Source organism: Streptomyces sp. NPDC079020 (genome assembly GCF_044542225.1).
Lineage (GTDB): Bacteria > Actinomycetota > Actinomycetes > Streptomycetales > Streptomycetaceae > Streptomyces.
Genome location: NZ_JBITUB010000002.1, coordinates 180,644 through 199,965, shown reverse-complemented (window position 1 = coordinate 199,965; position 19,322 = coordinate 180,644). Strand labels below are relative to the sequence as shown.

Sequence of the window (19,322 nt, the reverse complement as noted above, 5' to 3'; positions counted from 1 at the left end):
GTCATGCGCCCACCGCCGCGCGCTCACTGTCATGCGGTCTCCGCCGCCCGCTCACCATCACCCGCTCAGGCCGACGCCGCCAGCGCGATCCCGAGCGGGGTGCGCTCGTAGAGCACCTGGTGCCCGTACCGCCGCGAGACCAGCAGCCCCGCCCCGCGCAGCACCGACAGATGCGCCGATACGGAGGAGGGGGCCAGCGCGAGGCGGTGGGCCAGCGCGGTCGTCCCGGCCGGCTCGTCCAGCGCGCACAGCACCTCGGCCCGCGCGCGGCCCAGCAGCCGGGCGAGGGCGTCGGGCGTCCGGTCGCCGGCCTCGCTCCACAGCCCGCCGATCCCGCGCGCCGGATAGATCACCGCCGGCAGCCAGGGCTCCTCGTACCCCCCGACCACCTCCGGCCAGACGAAGGCGCTCGGCATCAGGACGAGCCCCTGCCCGCCGAGGACCCGGGCGTGGTGCCCCCGGGTCCCGACGATGGTGAGCGTGGACTTCGTCCAGCGCAGCTGCGGACTCACCTCGCTCAGCAGCCGCTCGAAGCCGACCTCCGCCAGACGCCGCGAGTGGTAGGCGATATCGGCCTCCAGCAGGGCGCGCAGCCGCGGCCAGTGCGGCTCGACCAGGGTCCGCCACGCCCGCTCCAGCAGATCGGCCAGCTCCTGGACGGTCCGTGCGGGATCGGCCAGCATCCGCTGCCCGGCGGCCGAGGCCAGGCCGCCGGGCCGGTCCGCCAGGGCCAGCGCCATGTCCGCCCGCGCGACCTCCGGATCGACCGACCGGACCCCCGCGATCTCCTCCTCGAACGAGGCGAGGGGGCCGAGCGGCGGTGGGCAGATGAAGTCCGGGTTGTGGCCGCCGTCCGGCATGAGCCGCCACAGCGGTGAGAGGTCCAGTGCCGCGGCCTCCTCGCGGATCCGCCGCAGCCACGGCAGGTGGTAACCGTGGCGGTAGGCGCGGTCCAGGGTGCGCACCGCCTCCTGGGTCTCCCAGAGCGGCGAGAGCGCGAAGCGGCAGCGCACCAGATCCGCCTCGTCGAAGTGCAGCTGGAAGGGCATACCGGGGCCTCGCGAAGATTCGGTGTCAGCCGAAAGTCTAACGACGGCCGCCGCCGCCGGGACAGGCTCGCCCCCATGCCGAGCGATACCGACACCCCGGCGGGCACACCCCGCGACCAGCCCGCCCCCGAGGTACCGCCCACGGCTGCGCCCCCGGAGCGCGCCGCCCACTCCGACCCGGGCCCCGCGGCGCCGCTCCGGGAGGCCCCCGGTCCGGCCCCCGCCCTTCCCGCCGCCGCCCCCGGCCCCGGTCCCACCGCCCCGGCACCCGGACGCGGCTACCGGTCCGTGTTCGCCGTGCGGGAGTTCCGGGCCGTCTTCGCCGCACACCTCCTCTCGCTCCTCGGCGTCACCGTCAGCGAGCTCGCCCTCACCGTGCTCGTCTACAACCTCACCGGCTCGCCCCTGCTCAGCGCCCTCACCTTCGCGCTCGGCTTTCTCCCGTACCTCGTGGGCGGCACCCTCTTCGCCGGGGTCGCCGACCGCTACCCGGCCCGCCGGGTCCTCGTCACCTGCGACCTGATCTGCGCCGCCTGCGTCGCCGTGATGGTCCTGCCCGGCACTCCCGTGGCAGGGCTGCTGGCCCTGCGCTGTCTGGTCGCCGCGGTGGCGCCCGTGTTCACCGGGACCCGGATGGCCGCCCTCACCGACGTCCTCGGCGACGGGGACCTCTTCGTGCTGGGCCGCTCGCTGCTGCGGATCGTCTCGCAGAGCGCGGCCCTCATCGGCTTCGGCGCGGGCGGACTCCTGCTCGCCGTGGTGTCCCCGCGCGGGGCGATCACGATCACCGTCGGTACGTTCCTCTGTTCGGCGCTGCTGCTCCGCTTCGGCACCCGCCACCGGCCCGCCCGGAGCGGCGGGGGCGGCGCGCTGCTCAAGGAGTCGCTGGCCGGGGCCCGTACCGTGCTCGGCGACCGCAGGATCCGGGCACTGATGCTGCTCTTCTGGGTGCCCGCCCTGTTCGTCGTCGCCCCGGAGGCCCTCGCCGCCCCGTACGCGGACGCGATCGGCGCGGGACCGGCCGCCCTCGGACTGATGATGTGCGCGATGGCGGTCGGACACATCGGGGCCGAGCTGTACGTGGGGGCCGCGCTCGGCCCCCGTACCCGGTCCAGGATCGTGCTGCCGGCCGCCGCGGCCGGGCTGCTGCCGCTGCTCGTGTACGCGGTCCGCCCCGGCATGGTCCTGACCGTGGCGGCCCTCGCGCTGGCCGGGGCGGGCTCGGCGTACATCATCGGGCTCGACCAGTGGTTCGTCGACGCCGTCCCGCCGGAACTGCGCGGCCGGGCCATGACCCTGCTCACCGCCGGCCTGATGACGGGCCAGGGCATCGGCATGGCACTGGCAGGGCTGGCCGCCGAGTTCTTCCCCGTGCACCAGGTGGTGACCGGGGCCGGGATCATCGGCACCGTGTGCACGCTCCTGCTGGTCGCCGAGGTCCGCGCAACCGCCCCCGCACCGGTCCCCGGTACCGAAGGGCGAGACACTGCTGACCGGCATATGACCAGTCGGTAAGGTCGGTGCCGTGCCGAAGCCGCTCAGCCTTCCCTTCGATCCCATCGCCCGTGCCGAAGAGCTCTGGCACCAGCGCTGGGGACCCATGCCCGCGATGGGGGCGATCACCTCGATCATGCGGGCCCAGCAGATCCTGCTCGCCGAGGTCGACGCGGTCGTCAGGCCGTACGGGCTGACCTTCGCCCGGTACGAGGCGCTGGTGCTGCTCACCTTCTCCAAGGCGGGCGAGCTGCCGATGTCCAAGATCGGCGAGCGGCTGATGGTGCACCCCACCTCCGTGACCAACACCGTGGACCGGCTGGTGAAGTCCGGGCTGGTCGGCAAGCGCCCCAACCCGAACGACGGGCGGGGCACCCTCGCCTCCATCACCCCCAAGGGCCGTGAGGTGGTCGAGAAGGCCACCCGGGACCTGGTGGCGATGGACTTCGGACTCGGGGCCTACGACTCCGAGGAGTGCGCCGAGATCTTCGCCATGCTGCGCCCGTTGCGGGTCGCCGCACACGATTTCGAGGAGCAGTAGTCCAGGCGCGCTGCGGGACGGGGCGCTGCAAGATCGCCCCGGCGGTCCGGCTACGCTCGATGCCATGAAACGCAGCGTGCTGACCCGCTATCGGGTGATGGCATACGTCACCGCCGTCATGTTGTTGATCCTCTGCTTGTGCATGGTCTTCAAGTACGGATTCGACACCGGTGAGGGCGTCACCCTCGTGGTCTCGCAGATCCATGGCGTGCTCTACATCATCTACCTGATCTTCGCCTTCGATCTCGGCTCCAAGGCGAAGTGGCCGGTCGGAAAACTGCTCTGGGTGCTGGTCTCCGGCACGATCCCGACGGCGGCGTTCTTCGTGGAACGCAACGTCGTCCGCGAGGTCGAGCCGCTGATCACGGACAGCTCCCCGGTGACCGCGAAGGCCTGACCGGCGCCCGTCACCGGCACCGGCCCGCACCACCCGCACCACCCCGGACCGCCCTGTGCGAAAGCACCGGGCGGTTTGCCATCGACATTTACTAGGACGTCCTAGTAAATTCGAGGTATGGACGCTGACGCGATCGAGGAAGGCCGCCGCCGCTGGCAGGCCCGTTACGACAAGGCCCGCAAGCGCGACGCGGACTTCACCACCCTCTCCGGGGACCCGGTGGAGCCCGTGTACGGGCCCCGTCCCGGTGACACGTACGAGGGATTCGAGCGGATCGGCTGGCCCGGCGAGTACCCCTTCACCCGGGGACTCCACCCGACCGGCTACCGGGGCCGCACCTGGACCATCCGCCAGTTCGCCGGCTTCGGCAACGCCGAGCAGACCAATGAGCGCTACAAGACGATCCTGGCCAACGGCGGCGGCGGACTCAGCGTCGCCTTCGACATGCCGACGCTCATGGGCCGCGACTCCGACGACCCCCGCGCGCTCGGCGAGGTCGGGCACTGCGGCGTCGCCATCGACTCCGCCGCCGACATGGAGGTCCTCTTCAAGGACATCCCGCTCGGCGATGTCACCACCTCGATGACGATCAGCGGCCCCGCCGTCCCCGTCTTCTGCATGTACCTGGTCGCCGCCGAGCGCCAGGGCGTCGACCCGGGTGTGCTCAACGGCACGCTCCAGACCGACATCTTCAAGGAGTACATCGCGCAGAAGGAGTGGCTCTTCCAGCCCGAGCCCCATCTGCGCCTCATCGGCGACCTGATGGAGCACTGCGCCCGCGACATCCCCGCCTACAAGCCGCTCTCCGTCTCCGGCTACCACATCCGCGAGGCCGGGGCGACGGCCGCGCAGGAGCTGGCGTACACCCTGGCCGACGGCTTCGGATACGTGGAGCTCGGCCTCTCCCGCGGGCTCGACGTCGACACCTTCGCCCCCGGGCTCTCCTTCTTCTTCGACGCGCACCTCGACTTCTTCGAGGAGATCGCCAAGTTCCGTGCCGCGCGCCGGATCTGGGCCCGCTGGATGAAGGAGACGTACGGCGCGAAGACCGACAAGGCGCAGTGGCTGCGCTTCCACACCCAGACGGCCGGGGTCTCCCTCACCGCCCAGCAGCCGTACAACAACGTCGTGCGCACCGCCGTCGAGGCGCTCTCCGCCGTCCTCGGCGGCACCAACTCGCTGCACACCAACGCCCTCGACGAGACCCTCGCCCTCCCCTCCGAGCAGGCGGCCGAGATCGCCCTGCGCACCCAGCAGGTGCTGATGGAGGAGACCGGCGTCGCCAATGTCGCCGACCCGCTGGGCGGTTCCTGGTACGTCGAGCAGCTCACCGACCGGATCGAGGCCGACGCCGAGAAGATCTTCGACCGGATCAAGGAGCGCGGCACCCGGGCCCACCCGGACGGACAGCACCCGATCGGGCCGATCACCTCCGGCATCCTGCGCGGCATCGAGGACGGCTGGTTCACCGGGGAGATCGCCGAGTCCGCCTTCCAGTACCAGCAGTCGCTGGAGAAGGGCGACAAGCGGGTCGTCGGCGTCAACGTCCACCACGGCTCCGTCACCGGCGACCTGGAGATCCTCCGCGTCAGCCACGAGGTCGAGCGCGAGCAGGTGCGCCAGCTCGGCGGCCGCAAGGGCGCCCGCGACGACGCGGCGGTGAGCGCCGCGCTGGACGCGATGCTGGCCGCCGCCCGTGACGGCTCGAACATGATCGCGCCGATGCTGGACGCCGTACGCGCCGAGGCGACGCTCGGCGAGATCTGCGGGGTCCTGCGCGAGGAGTGGGGCACCTACACGGAGCCGCCGGGCTTCTGAGACCGCCGGCCGTCGTACGGGGGCGGGGCCGGGCCGTCCGGGACCGCCCCCGCCCCGCGTGTGTCACCGCCCCGCGTGCGCCCCTGCCCTGCGTGTGTCACCGCCCCGCGTGCGCCCCCGCGCCAGGCCCGGCCGCTACCAGGTCTGAGCGCCGGCCAGTCCCAGCAGCAGCAGCGAGGTGAAGCTGTCCGCCCACTCGGCGTCCACCGGCTCGGCGCTCACCAGCGTCCGGTGCACCACGGCGCCCGCGATCACGTCGAAGATCAGGTCCGCGTTGCGGGCGGCGGAGGCGGCGTCGTTCTCGTAACTCAGCTCGCCGCGCGCCTGTGCGCGCTCCCGCCCGAGGATCACGAGCCGCTTCTGCCGGTCGACGATCGTCGATCTGATGCGCTCGCGCAGCAGCTCGTCCCGGGTCGACTCGGCTACCACCGCCATCAGCGCGGTCCTGGTCTCGGGCCGCTCCAGCAGCGCCGCGAACTGGAGCACCACGCCCCGCACATCGGCCGCGAGGCTGCCCCGGTCCGGGAGTTCCAGCTCGTCGAAGAGGACCGCCACCGCGTCCACGACCAGTTCGTTCTTGCCCGCCCAGCGCCGGTAGAGGGTCGTCTTGGCGACCCCCGCCCGGCTCGCCACATCACCCATCGTCAGTTTCGACCAGCCGAGGTCGACCAGGGACTCGCGTGTCGCCTCAAGGATCGCGGCATCGGCCGCGGTACTGCGCGGGCGTCCTGTTCGTGGGGGTTCGGGGTCGCCGTGGCTGAGCATGCGGTGACCATACCGGTGAGTAGGGGAAAGGGGCCGGGCCCGGTACCCGTGAGACAGATCACCGATACCTCCTGTCCGGGAGGGGCACCCGGCAGTTACGCTACGGGTCGTAGCGTAAGGAAGGCGGTCCCGCCGTCCGCGCGCCACGAACGAGCGACAGCCACAGGCACCGGGTGGGGACCCGGCCGCCGCACCGGGCCTTTCAGGGGCCCACCGGGTCTTCAGGGGCCCAACCGGGCCCGACAAGGCCCGACCGGGGTCTTCTCTGGGCCCCGGGCACCGCGTCCGTCCGTCCGCCCCGCACTCCGGCCGGGGCGGCCGAGCGGACCGGTTCACGTATCGCTTTCCGGAACGGTGTGCTCAGGGGGGAGGATGTACGTATGCAGCCTAGGAACATGTCCATGAGCGGCGTCGTCGACCTCGCCGCTGTCAAGGCGGCCGGCGAGGCCAAGGTGAAGGCGGAGCAGGCCCGCGCGGAGGCCGCCCGCAAGGGGGGCACCGGCGCCGTGGCGCCCGCGGCCCTGGTGATCGATGTCGATGAGGCCGGCTTCGAAAGCGATGTCCTCCAGCGTTCGGCCGAGGTCCCGGTCGTCATCGACTTCTGGGCCGAGTGGTGTGAGCCGTGCAAACAGCTGGGTCCGCTCCTGGAGCGCCTGGCCGTCGAGTACAACGGCCGCTTCCTGCTGGCCAAGGTCGACGTCGACGCCAACCAGATGCTGATGCAGCAGTTCGGGATCCAGGGCATCCCCGCGGTCTTCGCCGTGGTCGCCGGGCAGGCCCTCCCGCTCTTCCAGGGCGCGGCCCCCGAGGCCCAGATCCGCGAGACCCTGGACCAGCTGATCCAGGTCGGCGAGGAGCGGTTCGGTCTCACCGGGATCGCCGTCGACCCGAACGCGGCCGAGGCCGGCGAGGGGGAGCCGGCCGAGGCGCCCGTGGGGCCGTACGACGCGCTGCTGGAGGCGGCCGCGCAGGCGCTGGACGCCAATGACTTCGGCGGCGCGGTCCAGGCGTACAAGAACGTCCTCGTCGACGACCCGGGCAACCCGGAGGCCAAGCTCGGCCTCGCGCAGGCCGAACTGCTGGCCCGCGTCCAGGACATGGACCCGCAGCAGGTGCGCAAGGACGCCGCCGACGACCCGTCCGACGTGGCGGCCCAGATCGCCGCCGCGGACCTGGATCTGGTCGGCGGCCATGTCGAGGACGCCTTCGGCCGGCTCGTCGAGGCGGTCCGCCGGAACTTCGGCGACGACCGGGACGCGGCGCGGGTGCGGCTGCTGGAGCTCTTCGAGGTGATCGGCCCGGAGGACCCGCGGGTCAGCACCGCGCGGACCGCGCTGGCGCGGGTCTTGTTCTGATGTGACAACACGGCCGCGGTACCCGTCGGGTACCGCGGCCTTTTTCGCTCCCGGACGATAAGAGACGCCTCCGCTTTACCAAATCTTGATAAAAGTACGTGCTGTTACTCGCAGTAAATCGGACTCAGTGTTCTGTCCGGTTCGGTACCCGATTCCCACCATTCATTCGCCCCTTTCGTGACACCCTGTGTGGCCGCGCGATGGCCATGGGTCGCGCCTCGGCCATCGGGCCGTTACCAGCCAGTAACGAACCCCCTTGTGCCCCGGCCGCGAATGCACCACGATCGGCCACGCTCGGTCCAATACCTGCGTCCCGGTCTCCAGCCGGTGATGGAGGGCCTGTTGGGTCCCCACCGGGTCGGCCGGCGGCTGTGACGCCGGCTGCGGACAGGGGGGTTCCTGCTGACCGGCAGGGCCTGTCCGACCGGCCGCGCGGAACGCGCGGCCAGTGGTTGTCGCTCGGGGGTGATCGCCGGTGAATCGGATGCGGTACGCGCCTCCGGTACGGGCGCTCTCCTTCCCGAGGACGTAGCACTTCTCCCATCCCAGGACGGGCACGATGCTCATCCGGAGATGTACGTCCGAGAAGGAGGAAATTTATGAGTTCCCAGGTTCGTGGTGGGACGAGATGGAAGCGTTTCGCTCTGGTCATGGTGCCGAGCGTCGTCGCGACCGCGGCTGTGGGTGTCGGCCTCGCGCAGGGCGCGCTCGCCGCGTCGTTCAGCGTGTCCGGCCAGAGCTTCAAGGTCAGTACGGACAGGCTCGTCGGTGAGAACTTCGTCCAGTACGGCAGCGTCGCTGTCGGCAAGGACCTCGAGGGCAAGGCGGCGGCGCACCCCGTCGCGGTGTCGGGCTTCAGCAAGGCCACGATCACCAACATGTGTCAGTCGGTGGTCACGCCGAACCTGCCCTTCGGTCTCGGCAGCGTCAGCCTGGAGCTGAACGCCGGTACGAACCCGAAGAAGCCGGTCAAGGCGACCAACCTGTATCTCGACATCTCGCAGCTCGACGCTGACGCGTACTTCGAGAAGATCGACATCGGGGTGGCGGCGGGTTCCCTCAAGGACCCGAACAACCCGGAGAGCATCGGCATCCAGCCCGGTACTCAGGCCAACCCCAACGGCTTCGCGCAGCGGGCCGACAAGGCTGTCCTGACCGGTGTCGAGCAGACGGCCTGGGCGACCACGGCCGGCACCTTCAAGCTCAGCAACCTGAGCCTGAAGCTGCACAAGGGCGTCAAGGAGTGCTTCTAGCACTCGCCCGGGTGGCCGGAACGCTCCCTGCGGGCCTCCGGCCGCCCACCCTTTCTCTTCTCACAGCAGTACCGGTTCCAGGGAGCTGTTTTCCATGAGCCCCGAGTCCACAGGGCAGAACGAGCACTACCTCACCGTCTTCCGGCGGGGATTCCGTACCTGGCGGGGTAACCGGCCGTTCTGGGCGGGTCTGTTCACCATGGTGGGCGGTGTACCCATCGCCTACTTCCCGTACGCCAACATGCACCTCGGCAATATGACGCTGGCGATGTCCACCACCGCCGGCGCCGGATCCCTCATCATCGGGATCCTGCTGATCACGCTGGGCATGACGATGTGGTTCCACCACATCGTCCGGGTGTTCGCCGGCGTCGCCGCGATCCTGCTGGCGCTGATCTCCATACCGGTCGCCAACATCGGCGGATTCCTGATCGGTTTCCTCTTCTCCCTGCTGGGCGGAGCGCTGTCCATCTCCTGGGCTCCCGGCGAGCCGGCGAAGGACGGGGACGCACCCGGCAAGGACGCCGCCGCGAGCGGGGCGTTCGAGGCGCAGCGGCAGGAGGAAGCCTTCCACGGCGCGGCCGTTCCCCAGCAGCAGGGCGGGTACGACACATCGGCCGAGGCCGATGGCGGGAGGCATCATGCGGGGTGACGACGGACAGCGGACCGACTCCGCCACGGGCGGGGAACTCCGCGAGCGAAGAGGACCGCGTCACGCGGCCCCCAAGAAGTCGCTGCTGACCAAACTGCACATGCCCAGCGGCAAGAAGGCGTTCGCGCTCGCCGCGATGCCCACGGCGGTCTTCGTCGGCATGGGCCTGACGCCCAAGCTGGCACTGGCCGACGACCACACGGACATCCCGTTCGCCCCCGGCCCGTGCGTGACCCGGTCCGACGAGCCGAGCGAGTCCGAGTCGCCGAAGGCCACGCCGTCCCCGTCGGCCACGTCCACGGACGGGGCGGGCAAGGGCGAGGAGCCGGGCGAGGAGCCGGGCGAGGAGCCGGGCAAGGACGGCACCACGGCCCCGAAGCCCTCGGCCAGTTCACCGGCGGACGGGAGCCCGGCGGGCGACACGGCGAAGGAGAAGTCCGCCGCGACCGCCGCCCCGACACCGACGCCGACCCCCACCAGGTCGAAGAACCCGCTCGACCCGCTCGGTGTCGGCGACGCTCTCCGGGACCTCTTCGACGGCCCGGACGAGGAGACGGCGAGCCCGTCCCCGAGCGCCACCACCGAGGCCCCGAAGCCGTCGGAGTCCGCCACCGGGAAGCCCGCCGACCCGGCCGGGGACCAGGTGAAGGACGGGGCGAAGGGCACGGCCGACAAGACCGCGGACGCCATCCGTGACGCGGCGGACCGGGCGGGCAAGGACGTCGAGGAACTCGACGAGGACGTCAAGGGACTCGACCCCAAGAAGGACGAGGACATCCCGGACGGCGCCAAGCCGCGCTTCCCGTGCCCCACCGCCGACCCCGACGCGCTCGCCGCGGCCGACCTGGAGCAGGGCCTGCCGCTGCTCCCGACCGACCCGTGGATCCTGGAATCGTCGCTCCTCACGCTCAACGGCCTCGACTACAAGGGCATCGTCGAGGTGCGGAAGGCGGACGGCAGCATCAAGAAGGTGCTGAAGTTCACCGCGAGCTCGATCGACATCAAGGACCTCCACCAGCTGACGACCGGCCCGGTGCCCGGCACCACGGGCCACGTCAAGTCCCGTCCGGGGTCCACGTCGACGATCCGCGACGGCACGGTGACGATGTACACGGAGGAGCTGAAGGGCAACCTCTTCGGCCTCATCCCGATCACGTTCAACCCGCAGACCCCGCCGCCGCTGAACGTCCCCTTCGCCTTCTTCACCAAGGTGAAGGTGGTTCAGGCCGGCCAGTTCGGCGGCTCGCTCACGGTGCCGGGTCTGGAGAACTTCTACACCGGCGGCAACGGCTGACACCCCACCGGACCGTACGGGAGCCGCGCGACGGCTGTGGCCCGCACCCCTGGACGACGGGGTGCGGGCCACAGCCGGCTGTCACGCGGACAGGGATCAGTCGCGCTCGCCGCCGCCCAGGTGGTGGACCCGGACCATGTTGGTGGTGCCGGGGATGCCGGGGGGCGAGCCGGCCGTGATGACCATCGTGTCGCCGTCGTTGTAGCGGTTCAGCTTCAGCATCTCCGCGTCGACCAGCTCGACCATGGCGTCGGTGTTGTCCACGTGCGGCACGACATGGGCCTCGACGCCCCAGCTCAGCGAGAGCTGGTTGCGGGTGGACTCGTCCGTGGTGAAGGCCAGGATCGGCTGCGCGACGCGGTAGCGCGAGAGACGGCGGGCCGTGTCACCGGACTTGGTGAAGGCGACCAGGGCCTTGCCGTCCAGGAAGTCCGCGATCTCGCACGCCGCGCGGGCCACCGAACCGCCCTGGGTACGGGGCTTCTTGCCCGGGACCAGCGGCTGGAGGCCCTTGGACAGCAGCTCCTCCTCGGCGGCGACGACGATCTTCGACATCGTCTTCACCGTCTCGATGGGGTACGCGCCGACGGACGACTCCGCGGAGAGCATGACCGCGTCCGCGCCGTCCAGGATGGCGTTGGCGACGTCGGACGCCTCGGCGCGGGTCGGCCGCGAGTTGGTGATCATCGACTCCATCATCTGGGTCGCCACGATCACCGGCTTGGCGTTGCGGCGGCACAGCTCGACGAGGCGCTTCTGCACCATCGGGACCTTTTCGAGCGGATACTCGACGGCCAGGTCACCGCGGGCCACCATCACACCGTCGAACGCCATGACGACGCCCTCCATGTGCTCGACGGCCTGCGGCTTCTCCACCTTGGCGATGACGGGGACCCGGCGGCCCTCCTCGTCCATCACCTTGTGGACGTCCTTGACGTCCTCGGCGTCCCGCACGAAGGAGAGCGCCACCAGGTCGCAGCCCATCCGCAGGGCGAAGCGCAGGTCCTCGACGTCCTTCTCGGACAGGGCCGGGACGTTCACCGCCGCGCCGGGCAGGTTGATGCCCTTGTGGTCGGAGATGACACCGCCCTCGATGACGATGGTCCTGACCCGGGGGCCCTCGACCGCGACCACCTTGAGCTCGACGTTGCCGTCGTTGATGAGGATCGGGTCGCCCTTGGCGACGTCGCCGGGCAGGCCCTTGTAGGTCGTGCCGCAGATCGACTTGTCGCCGGGGACGTCCTCGGAGGTGATGATGAACTCGTCCCCGCGGACCAGCTCCACGGGACCCTCGGCGAACTTCGCCAGGCGGATCTTCGGGCCCTGGAGGTCGGCGAGCACGCCCACCGCGCGGCCGGTCTCGGCGGCGGCCCTGCGGACCCGGTCGTAACGGCCCTGGTGCTCTTCATGGGTGCCGTGGCTGAAGTTGAAACGGGCCACGCTCATGCCGGCCTCGATCAGAGCGACGAGCTGCTCATGGGAGTCGACGGCGGGACCGAGGGTGCAGACGATTTTGGAACGGCGCATGAGGCGGATCCTATCGGTTTGTTTAGCTGCGGAATATTCCGTCTGGTGGAAGATACAAAGGGGCGCGGGGGTGCTCAGTTGTCGACCTGTCCGACGCCGTCCGGTCCGATGAGGGCGAAGGTCTGGTTCGCGATCTCCAGCTCCTCGTCCGTCGGCACCACGGCGACCGCCACCCGTGCGTAGTCCGGCGAGATCAGCCGGGGTTCGGCGGACCGTACGGCGTTCAGATCGGCGTCCACCGCCAGGCCGAGCTCCGCGAGCGGGGCGATGGCGGCCTCCCGTACCGGGGCCGAGTTCTCCCCGACCCCCGCCGTGAACACCACCGCGTCCACCCGGCCCAGGACCGCCGTATAGGCGCCGATGTACTTCTTCAGACGGTGGATGTAGATGTCGAAGGCCAGCGCGGCCCGTTCGTCGCCCTCGTCGACCCGGCGGCGGATCTCCCGCATGTCGTTGTCGCCGCACAGCCCGACCAGGCCGCTCCTCTTGTTCAGCAGCACATCGATGTCGTCCGCCGACATGCCCGCCACCCGCTTGAGGTGGAAGGTGACGGCCGGATCGATGTCCCCGGAACGCGTACCCATCACCAGCCCCTCCAAGGGGGTCAGCCCCATGGAGGTCTCCACGCACCGCCCGCCCGCCACCGCGGAGGCCGAGGCGCCGTTGCCCAGGTGCAGCACGATGAGGTTGAGGTCCTCCGGCGGGCGGCCCAGCAGCTGTGCCGTCCTGCGCGAGACATACGCGTGCGACGTGCCGTGGAAGCCGTAGCGGCGGATACGGTGCGCGTCGGCGGTCTCCACGTCGATCGCGTACCGCGCCGCGTGCTCCGGCATCGTCGTGTGGAACGCCGTGTCGAAGACCGCCACCTGCGGCAGATCGGGGCGCAGCGCACGCGCCGTACGGATGCCGGTGATGTTCGCCGGGTTGTGCAGCGGCGCCACCGGCACCAGCCGTTCGATCTCGGTGAGCACCTCGTCGGTGATCACCGTCGGCTCGGTGAACCGCAGCCCGCCGTGCACCACCCGGTGGCCGATCGCCGCGAGTTCGGGGGAGTCCAGGCCGAGCCCGTCCGCCGCCAGCTCCTCGGCCGCCGCCTTCAGGGCCGCCTCGTGGTCGGGGATCCGGCCGGCGCGCTCGCGGGGCTCCGCGCCGCCCCCGTTCAGCGGGGTGTGCACCAGGCGGGAGCTCTCCTCGCCGATCCGCTCGACCAGGCCGACCGCGAGCCGGGAGTGGTCGCGCATGTCGAGGAGCTGGTACTTCACCGACGAGGAGCCGGAGTTGAGGACGAGTACGCGATGGGGTTCCACAGGGGCCGGACCTTCGTCGGTGGGGGTGGTCGTAGGGGACATGGCGTTCACTCCTCGCCCTGCGCCTGGATCGCCGTGATGGCCACCGTGTTGACGATGTCCTGGACGAGCGCGCCGCGCGACAGGTCGTTGACCGGCTTGCGCAGGCCCTGGAGCACCGGGCCGACGGCCACCGCGCCCGCCGAGCGCTGCACGGCCTTGTAGGTGTTGTTGCCGGTGTTCAGGTCCGGGAAGATCAGTACGGTCGCCTGGCCCGCCACCTCGGAGCCGGGCATCTTCGTCGCCGCCACGGACGGTTCGACCGCCGCGTCGTACTGGATCGGGCCCTCGACGTTCAGGTCCGGCCGGGAGGCCCGTACCCGCTCCGTCGCCTCCCGCACTTTGTCGACGTCCGCCCCGGAGCCCGAGGTGCCCGTCGAGTACGACAGCATCGCGATCCGGGGCGTCACCCCGAACCGCGCGGCGGTCGCCGCCGACTGCACGGCGATGTCCGCGAGCTGCTCCGCGTCCGGGTCGGGATTGACCGCGCAGTCGCCGTACACGAGCACCTTGTCGGCCAGGCACATGAAGAAGACGGAGGAGACGATCGAGGCGTCCGGCTTCGTCTTGATGATCTCGAAGGCCGGGCGGATCGTCGCCGCGGTGGAGTGCACCGAACCGGAGACCATCCCGTCGGCCAGACCCTCCTGCACCATCAGGGTGCCGAAGTAGTTCACATCGGCGACGACGTCGTACGCCAGCTCCACCGTCACCCCGCGGTGCGCGCGCAGCGCCGCGTACCGTTCCGCGAAGCTCTGGCGCAGTTCCGAGGTCTGCGGGTCGATGAGCTGTGTCCCGGCGAGATCGATGCCGAGGTCCGCGGCCTTCTTGCGGATCACGTCGACATCGCCGAGGAGGGTCAGCTCGCAGACGTCGCGGCGCAGCAGCACATCGGTGGCGCGCAGTACGCGCTCCTCGGTGCCCTCGGGCAGCACCACCCGGCGCCGGTCCGCGCGGGCCTGCTCCAGCAGCTCGTGCTCGAACATCATCGGTGTCACCCGGCCGCTGCGGGCCACCGAGATCCGGTCCAGCAGCCCGGCGGTGTCCACATGCCGCTCGAAGAGGCCGAGCGCGGTCTCCGCCTTCCGGGGGGTGGCCGCGTTCAACTTTCCTTCCAGCGCGAAGAGTTTCCCGGCCGTCGGGAACGAGCCGTCGGCCACCGAGACGACCGGGGTGCCCGGTGCGAGCCGTGCGGCCAGCGTGAGTATCTCCTCGCCGGGCTGCTCGTCCAGGGTCAGCAGTACGCCCGCGATGGGCGGGGTGCCCGCGCTGTGCGCGGCCAGCGAGCCCACCACCAGGTCCGCCCGGTCCCCGGGGGTGACGACCAGGCAGCCCGGGGTCAGCGCGTTCAGCAGATTCGGCAGCATCGCGCCGCCGAAGACGAAGTCCAGCGCGTCCCTGGCCAGGCCCGCGTCGTCGCCGAGCAGCACCGTGCCGTCCAGCGCGGCGGAGATCTGGGCGACGGTGGGCGCCGAGAGCGCCGGATCGTCCGGGAGCACCGAGACCGGGACGGGCAGCCGGGCCGCGAGCCGTTCGGCGATGATCTCGCGGTCCTCGGACGCGACCCGGTTCACCACCATCGACAGGACGTCGCAGCCGAGCCCGGCGTACGCGCGGTAGGCGTTGCGGGTCTCCGAGCGTACGGACTCCGCGGTCTGCCCCTTGCCCCCGACCACCGCGATCACCGAGGCGCCGAACTCGTTGGCCAGGCGTGCGTTGAGCGCCAGTTCGTCGGGCAGCTGGGTGGCGGCGAAGTCGCTGCCGAGGACCAGCACCACCTCGTACTCCCGGGCCACCCGGTGGAATCCCTCGACGAGCCGGGAGACCAGTTCGTCGGTACCCTGTTCCGCCTGGATCGCCGCGGCCTCGTGGTAGTCCAGGCCGTAGACGTCGGCGGGGAGCTGGGAGAGCCGGTAGCGGGCCCGCAGCAGCTCGAAGAGCGGGTCGGGACCGTCATGGACCAGCGGACGGAAGACCCCGACCCGGTCCACCTGACGCGTCAGAAGCTCCATGACTCCCAGCTCGACGACCTGACGGCCGTCTCCCCGGTCGATCCCGGTCACGTACACGCTGCGCGCCACGCGTGCTCTCCCGTCCTTATTGGGCAGATTTGGCTGGCATTGCCTCTTGACGATACCTGCGCGGGCGACTACGCCGCCCGCCGGAGTGACCCATTCTCGGGGCCCGGAGCGGGGTCCGGGCCGAGGGGTGCTCGAAGGTCGGGTCCGAAGTCCCGCGCCGCCCGGACACAAGGTCCCGGGGCGGTGGGACGTCCGGCCCCGGCCGGACCGGTCCTTCGCCCCCGGTTGTCCCGTTGCGCGCCCGCTGGAGTAGCCGAAAGCGCGGGGTCCGGACCCGGCGTGGGACAATCGTCACGGCTCACGGTACGGGGGATTCATCGGCTGGCCCCCGAACAGCGCGGCACTAGCGAGCAGGAGACACAGCACGATGCGCATCGGAATTCTCACCGCAGGCGGCGACTGCCCAGGCCTGAACGCAGTGATCCGGTCGGTCGTGCACCGCGCCGTCGTGGGTCACGGCGATGAAGTCATCGGATTCGAGGACGGGTTCAAGGGACTGCTCGACGGCCACTTCCGCCCGCTCGACCTCAACGCGGTCAGCGGCATCCTGGCCCGCGGCGGCACCATCCTCGGATCGGCCCGGCTGGAGCGCGACCGGCTGCGCGAAGCCGCCGAGAACTGCGACGAGCTGAGCCGCCGTTACGGCATCGACGCGCTCATCCCGATCGGCGGCGAGGGCACGCTCACCGCGGCCCGGATGTTGTCCGACGCGGGCATGCCGGTCGTCGGCGTACCGAAGACCATCGACAACGACATCTCCGCCACCGACCGCACCTTCGGCTTCGACACCGCGGTGGGCGTCGCCACCGAGGCCATAGACCGGCTCAAGACCACCGCCGAATCGCACCAGCGGGTCATGGTCGTCGAGGTGATGGGCCGGCACGCGGGCTGGATCGCGCTGGAGTCCGGAATGGCGGGCGGTGCGCACGGCATCTGCCTGCCCGAGCGGCCCTTCCAGGTCGACGATCTGGTCAAGATGGTCGAGGAGCGCTTCGCCCGCGGCAAGAAGTTCGCCGTCATCTGCGTCGCCGAGGGCGCGCACCCGGCCGAGGGCTCCATGCCGTACGCCAAGGGCGAGATCGACCAGTACGGCCATGAGCGTTTCCAGGGCATCGGCAACCGCCTCGCCGTCGAGCTGGAGTCCCGGCTCGGCAAGGAGGCCCGGCCGGTCATTCTCGGCCATGTCCAGCGCGGCGGCACGCCGACCGCGTACGACCGGGTGCTCGCGACCCGGTTCGGCTGGAACGCGGTCGAGGCCGCGCACCGCGGCGAATTCGGCCGGATGACGGCCTTGCGTGGAAACGCGATCGAGATGGTGCCGCTCGCCGACGCGGTCACCCGGCTGAAGACGGTGCCCGCGGACCGGATGTACGAGGCCGAGTCGGTCTTCTGACCGATTCCGCGCCCGTGCTCCGGCCCGGGGCAGCACCAGCGGCCCTGACTGTCCCCCCGTGGACGGTCAGGGCCGCTCACCGTTCCCCCGCCGGTATGTGCCGCAATCCACTCTTGAGCCCACGACCCGGATCAACAAGGCTTGGCCTTGTCCCGGACATGTCCCAACTCTGTCCGAGAGCCAGGTCAGATGAGGTCCGGTGGCTTCGGCGCGGACCCGTGCAGGGGAGAGGACACAGGGCATGGTCGTCGAGGGCAGGATTCCGGATCCACGGGGAGCGCGGGGCCCGGCCGAGTTCGTGGCGCTGCTGCGCGCGCTGAAGGACGCGTCGGGGCTGACCTTCCGGGAGCTGGCCGACCGCGCCGAGGCGGTCGGCGACGTCCTGCCCCGCTCCACGATCGCGAACATGCTGAGCCGCGCGACGATACCCAGGGAGGAGCTGCTCACCGCCTTCGTCCGCGCCTGCGGCTGCGCCCCCGAGGAGACCGAACGCTGGCTTGCGGCGCGCAAGGAGATCGTGGTGCCGGGGGCGCCCTTCGCCCCGGAGACAGCCGCGGGCGCGCGGGCCGACGCGGGCACGCGGGAGCATGCGGGCGCGCCGGAACATGCGGGCGCGGCGGACAGCGCGGGCGCGGTGGAACATGCGGGCGCGGCGGACTCCTTGCGCGCCGCGGATCCCGCGGGCGCCGCCGCGGAGGCGACGGACCCTGTGGACGTGGTGGCCTCGCCCGAGCCGGGCGCGTCCGCACCGGCACCCGTCTCCACACCCGCACCCGCACCCGCACCCGTCTCCGCACCCGTCTCCGCACACCTCTCCGCACCCGCACCCGTGCCCACTGATCGCCGTCGACGCCGGAGACGGACGGCCCTCGTGGCCACCGCCGGCGTCGCGGTGCTCGCCGCCGCGACGGTGAGCGTCGTCCTTCTCGTCAAGGACGGGGAGAAGGTGCCCCCGCTCAGCGCTCCTGCCCCGGGTCCGGTGAAGATCCGGGCCGTGCACTCCGGGATCTGCCTCGCCGAGCGGGACAACCGCAGTGGCCGTCTCTACCAGGTGCCGTGCGCCTCGGCGTCCGTCCCCGGGTTCGCCCTGAGGCCGATGGGCGACAGCGTCTGGCGGCTGGAGACCGATCACCCCGACTACGGGCCCGGTTGCACCGGCGTCTGGGACGGCGGGACGGAGATCGGCGCCGCGCTGCAGGACCAGGAGTGCGGCAAACGCGGGGAGGCGGAGGCGTTCTGGGTGGAACCCGTCGGCGACCCCGTACGCGGCTACCGCCTGCGCCCCACGCACACCGGCCTCTGCGCCGGGATCGACGACGCGGTCGAGGACCGGGGCGCGCAGGCGGTGCAGCTGAGCTGCGAGGGGCGCAACGACGGGCTGCTGTTCTCCTTCGACCCGGCCTGACGGGGCGGCCGACGGCCGGCGGGCCGGGGCCCAGCGCCCGGGGCCCGCACGATCGGGTGCCGGGCCCGGGACCACACGCCGGTTCGGGCCCGCGGAACCGATCAGATCCCGGAGCGGCGCTGCACGCCCGCCGTCCGCCAGAACTGGTCGACGACCCGCGCCAGGAACGCGCGCCCCGCGTCCCCCGTGGCTCCCGACCGTTCCTCACCGGTACTGCTCCAGCTCAGCGTCGACACCATCAGCGACCGGTAGTCGGCGTGCAGCTGTTCCAGCACGTCCTGGACCAGGCGACGGTCCAGCGGGACGAGTTTGGACACCGGGCGCACATACGCCTGCCAGCGCGTCGTCAGAGCGCTGCGCAGCAGCGCCGCCAGCTCCTCGTCGCGGCCCGCCGCCGTGAGGAACTGCGCCGCCGACAGGTCCAGCGCCTCGCGCAGCGCGGCGGACTGCCGCTCGTTGCCCCGCCAGCGGCCCGACTCCTCCATCCGCAGATACGCCGACGCGTTCATCCCGAGCTGTCGGGCCAGGTCGTCGACCGAGAGGTCCCGGGCCATCCGGTGCTCCCGCAACGTGGAGGCCGCGGCCAGCAGTTCGCCCGGTGCGCACCACAGCACCCCGGCGAGCGCCGTGAGTTCCCGCTCGGTCGGCGTCGCCGCCCCGCGCTCCCAGGCGATCACCGTCTCGGCGCTGACGCGGAGCCCGTACTGCGCGGCGAGACCGTAGGCGACATGACCGGGTGCCATTCCCAGAGCCTCGCGGAGTCGGCGCGCGGCGGGGGAGCTGAAGGGCGGGGTGGGGTGCACGGCCCCACCGTAGAAGTCGGGAACGGGCCTGGCTACGGTACGTTCCGCCCAGAACGTGCTTCGTGGGAACCTCCTAGGACGAACCGGGCCTGTTCGGGCCCCCCGCGACCCTCATCAGCACCGTCACCCCGGTGGCCCCGGTAGTACCC

Annotated in this window: 16 protein-coding genes; 10 read left to right on the top strand and 6 right to left on the bottom strand. The window is 71.3% G+C overall.

Annotated elements, in window-relative coordinates:
- Positions 1 to 65 precede the first annotated feature (65 nt).
- Positions 66 to 1,049, bottom strand: coding sequence for a DUF5937 family protein (locus ACIGJO_RS04860; RefSeq protein ID WP_399952157.1), 984 nt, complete (start codon positions 1,047 to 1,049; stop codon positions 66 to 68).
- A gap of 75 nt (positions 1,050 to 1,124) precedes the next feature.
- Here ACIGJO_RS04860 and ACIGJO_RS04855 point away from each other — a divergent pair, with 75 nt between their 5' ends.
- The 4 genes from ACIGJO_RS04855 (at position 1,125) to ACIGJO_RS04840 (ending at position 5,299) form a co-directional block, all read left to right on the top strand.
- A complete protein-coding gene (locus ACIGJO_RS04855; protein WP_399952154.1) occupies positions 1,125 to 2,564 on the top strand; it encodes an MFS transporter in 1,440 nt (479 codons plus the stop codon).
- A gap of 10 nt (positions 2,565 to 2,574) precedes the next feature.
- Positions 2,575 to 3,084: a MarR family winged helix-turn-helix transcriptional regulator gene (locus ACIGJO_RS04850; RefSeq protein ID WP_399952151.1), complete on the top strand. Its 510-nt coding sequence runs from the start codon at positions 2,575 to 2,577 to the stop codon at positions 3,082 to 3,084.
- Positions 3,085 to 3,148: 64 nt separating this feature from the next.
- A complete protein-coding gene (locus ACIGJO_RS04845; RefSeq protein WP_399952149.1) occupies positions 3,149 to 3,481 on the top strand; it encodes a DUF3817 domain-containing protein in 333 nt (110 codons plus the stop codon).
- A gap of 117 nt (positions 3,482 to 3,598) precedes the next feature.
- On the top strand, positions 3,599 to 5,299 hold the full coding sequence (locus ACIGJO_RS04840) for a methylmalonyl-CoA mutase (RefSeq protein ID WP_399952146.1): 1,701 nt from the start codon (positions 3,599 to 3,601) through the stop codon (positions 5,297 to 5,299).
- 135 nt (positions 5,300 to 5,434) lie between these two features.
- On the opposite strand, the gene ACIGJO_RS04835 is transcribed toward ACIGJO_RS04840, so the two are convergent.
- Positions 5,435 to 6,064, bottom strand: a complete 630-nt coding sequence (locus ACIGJO_RS04835) for a TetR/AcrR family transcriptional regulator (RefSeq protein ID WP_399952143.1) — start codon at positions 6,062 to 6,064, stop codon at positions 5,435 to 5,437.
- Positions 6,065 to 6,444: 380 nt separating this feature from the next.
- On the opposite strand from ACIGJO_RS04835, the gene ACIGJO_RS04830 reads away from it, so the two are divergent.
- The 4 genes from ACIGJO_RS04830 to ACIGJO_RS04815 all read left to right on the top strand — a co-directional run bounded on the left by ACIGJO_RS04830 (position 6,445) and on the right by ACIGJO_RS04815 (position 10,618).
- A complete protein-coding gene (locus tag ACIGJO_RS04830; RefSeq protein WP_399952140.1) occupies positions 6,445 to 7,419 on the top strand; it encodes a tetratricopeptide repeat protein in 975 nt (324 codons plus the stop codon).
- A 599-nt stretch (positions 7,420 to 8,018) separates the two neighbouring features.
- Positions 8,019 to 8,672, top strand: coding sequence for a DUF6230 family protein (locus ACIGJO_RS04825; protein ID WP_399952137.1), 654 nt, complete (start codon positions 8,019 to 8,021; stop codon positions 8,670 to 8,672).
- Between the two features lie 94 nt (positions 8,673 to 8,766).
- Positions 8,767 to 9,324 carry a DUF6114 domain-containing protein gene (locus ACIGJO_RS04820; protein WP_399952134.1) on the top strand — a complete coding sequence of 186 codons (558 nt, stop codon included), beginning with the start codon at positions 8,767 to 8,769 and terminating at the stop codon, positions 9,322 to 9,324.
- Entirely contained in the window at positions 9,314 to 10,618 is a 1,305-nt protein-coding gene (locus ACIGJO_RS04815) for a hypothetical protein (protein ID WP_399952131.1), read from the top strand. The genes ACIGJO_RS04820 and ACIGJO_RS04815 overlap by 11 nt, the downstream gene beginning before the upstream one ends.
- A gap of 96 nt (positions 10,619 to 10,714) precedes the next feature.
- Here the strand turns inward: ACIGJO_RS04815 and pyk are convergent, their stop codons facing one another.
- From pyk to pta, 3 genes are all read right to left on the bottom strand, one after another.
- A complete protein-coding gene (gene pyk, locus ACIGJO_RS04810) occupies positions 10,715 to 12,145 on the bottom strand; it encodes a pyruvate kinase (protein WP_399952128.1) in 1,431 nt (476 codons plus the stop codon).
- A gap of 74 nt (positions 12,146 to 12,219) precedes the next feature.
- Positions 12,220 to 13,494 carry an acetate kinase gene (locus ACIGJO_RS04805; protein ID WP_399952125.1) on the bottom strand — a complete coding sequence of 425 codons (1,275 nt, stop codon included), beginning with the start codon at positions 13,492 to 13,494 and terminating at the stop codon, positions 12,220 to 12,222.
- A 5-nt stretch (positions 13,495 to 13,499) separates the two neighbouring features.
- Entirely contained in the window at positions 13,500 to 15,572 is a 2,073-nt protein-coding gene (gene pta / locus ACIGJO_RS04800) for a phosphate acetyltransferase (protein ID WP_399952121.1), read from the bottom strand.
- 367 nt (positions 15,573 to 15,939) lie between these two features.
- Between pta and ACIGJO_RS04795 the strand changes: the two genes are divergently transcribed.
- Positions 15,940 to 16,965 carry an ATP-dependent 6-phosphofructokinase gene (locus ACIGJO_RS04795; protein WP_329945973.1) on the top strand — a complete coding sequence of 342 codons (1,026 nt, stop codon included), beginning with the start codon at positions 15,940 to 15,942 and terminating at the stop codon, positions 16,963 to 16,965.
- Between the two features lie 241 nt (positions 16,966 to 17,206).
- Positions 17,207 to 18,370, top strand: a complete 1,164-nt coding sequence (locus ACIGJO_RS04790; RefSeq protein WP_399952118.1) for a helix-turn-helix domain-containing protein — start codon at positions 17,207 to 17,209, stop codon at positions 18,368 to 18,370.
- 101 nt (positions 18,371 to 18,471) lie between these two features.
- Here the strand turns inward: ACIGJO_RS04790 and ACIGJO_RS04785 are convergent, their stop codons facing one another.
- Complete coding sequence (locus tag ACIGJO_RS04785; protein ID WP_399953194.1) at positions 18,472 to 19,113, bottom strand: XRE family transcriptional regulator; 642 nt, start codon at positions 19,111 to 19,113, stop codon at positions 18,472 to 18,474.
- Positions 19,114 to 19,322 lie beyond the last annotated feature (209 nt).

Bases quoted from the DNA above. Each gene is read 5' to 3' on its own strand.
- ACIGJO_RS04790 (WP_399952118.1), top strand. From the start codon at position 17,207: ATGGTCGTCGAGGGCAGGATTCCGGATCCACGGGGAGCGCGGGGCCCG.
- ACIGJO_RS04795 (WP_329945973.1), top strand. From the start codon at position 15,940: ATGCGCATCGGAATTCTCACCGCAGGCGGCGACTGCCCAGGCCTGAAC.
- ACIGJO_RS04815 (WP_399952131.1), top strand. From the start codon at position 9,314: ATGCGGGGTGACGACGGACAGCGGACCGACTCCGCCACGGGCGGGGAA.
- ACIGJO_RS04855 (WP_399952154.1), top strand. From the start codon at position 1,125: ATGCCGAGCGATACCGACACCCCGGCGGGCACACCCCGCGACCAGCCC.
- ACIGJO_RS04830 (WP_399952140.1), top strand. From the start codon at position 6,445: ATGCAGCCTAGGAACATGTCCATGAGCGGCGTCGTCGACCTCGCCGCT.
- ACIGJO_RS04835 (WP_399952143.1), bottom strand. From the start codon at position 6,064: ATGCTCAGCCACGGCGACCCCGAACCCCCACGAACAGGACGCCCGCGC.
- pyk (WP_399952128.1), bottom strand. From the start codon at position 12,145: ATGCGCCGTTCCAAAATCGTCTGCACCCTCGGTCCCGCCGTCGACTCC.
- ACIGJO_RS04820 (WP_399952134.1), top strand. From the start codon at position 8,767: ATGAGCCCCGAGTCCACAGGGCAGAACGAGCACTACCTCACCGTCTTC.
- ACIGJO_RS04785 (WP_399953194.1), bottom strand. From the start codon at position 19,113: ATGGCACCCGGTCATGTCGCCTACGGTCTCGCCGCGCAGTACGGGCTC.
- ACIGJO_RS04840 (WP_399952146.1), top strand. From the start codon at position 3,599: ATGGACGCTGACGCGATCGAGGAAGGCCGCCGCCGCTGGCAGGCCCGT.
- ACIGJO_RS04860 (WP_399952157.1), bottom strand. From the start codon at position 1,049: ATGCCCTTCCAGCTGCACTTCGACGAGGCGGATCTGGTGCGCTGCCGC.
- ACIGJO_RS04845 (WP_399952149.1), top strand. From the start codon at position 3,149: ATGAAACGCAGCGTGCTGACCCGCTATCGGGTGATGGCATACGTCACC.
- ACIGJO_RS04805 (WP_399952125.1), bottom strand. From the start codon at position 13,494: ATGTCCCCTACGACCACCCCCACCGACGAAGGTCCGGCCCCTGTGGAA.
- ACIGJO_RS04825 (WP_399952137.1), top strand. From the start codon at position 8,019: ATGAGTTCCCAGGTTCGTGGTGGGACGAGATGGAAGCGTTTCGCTCTG.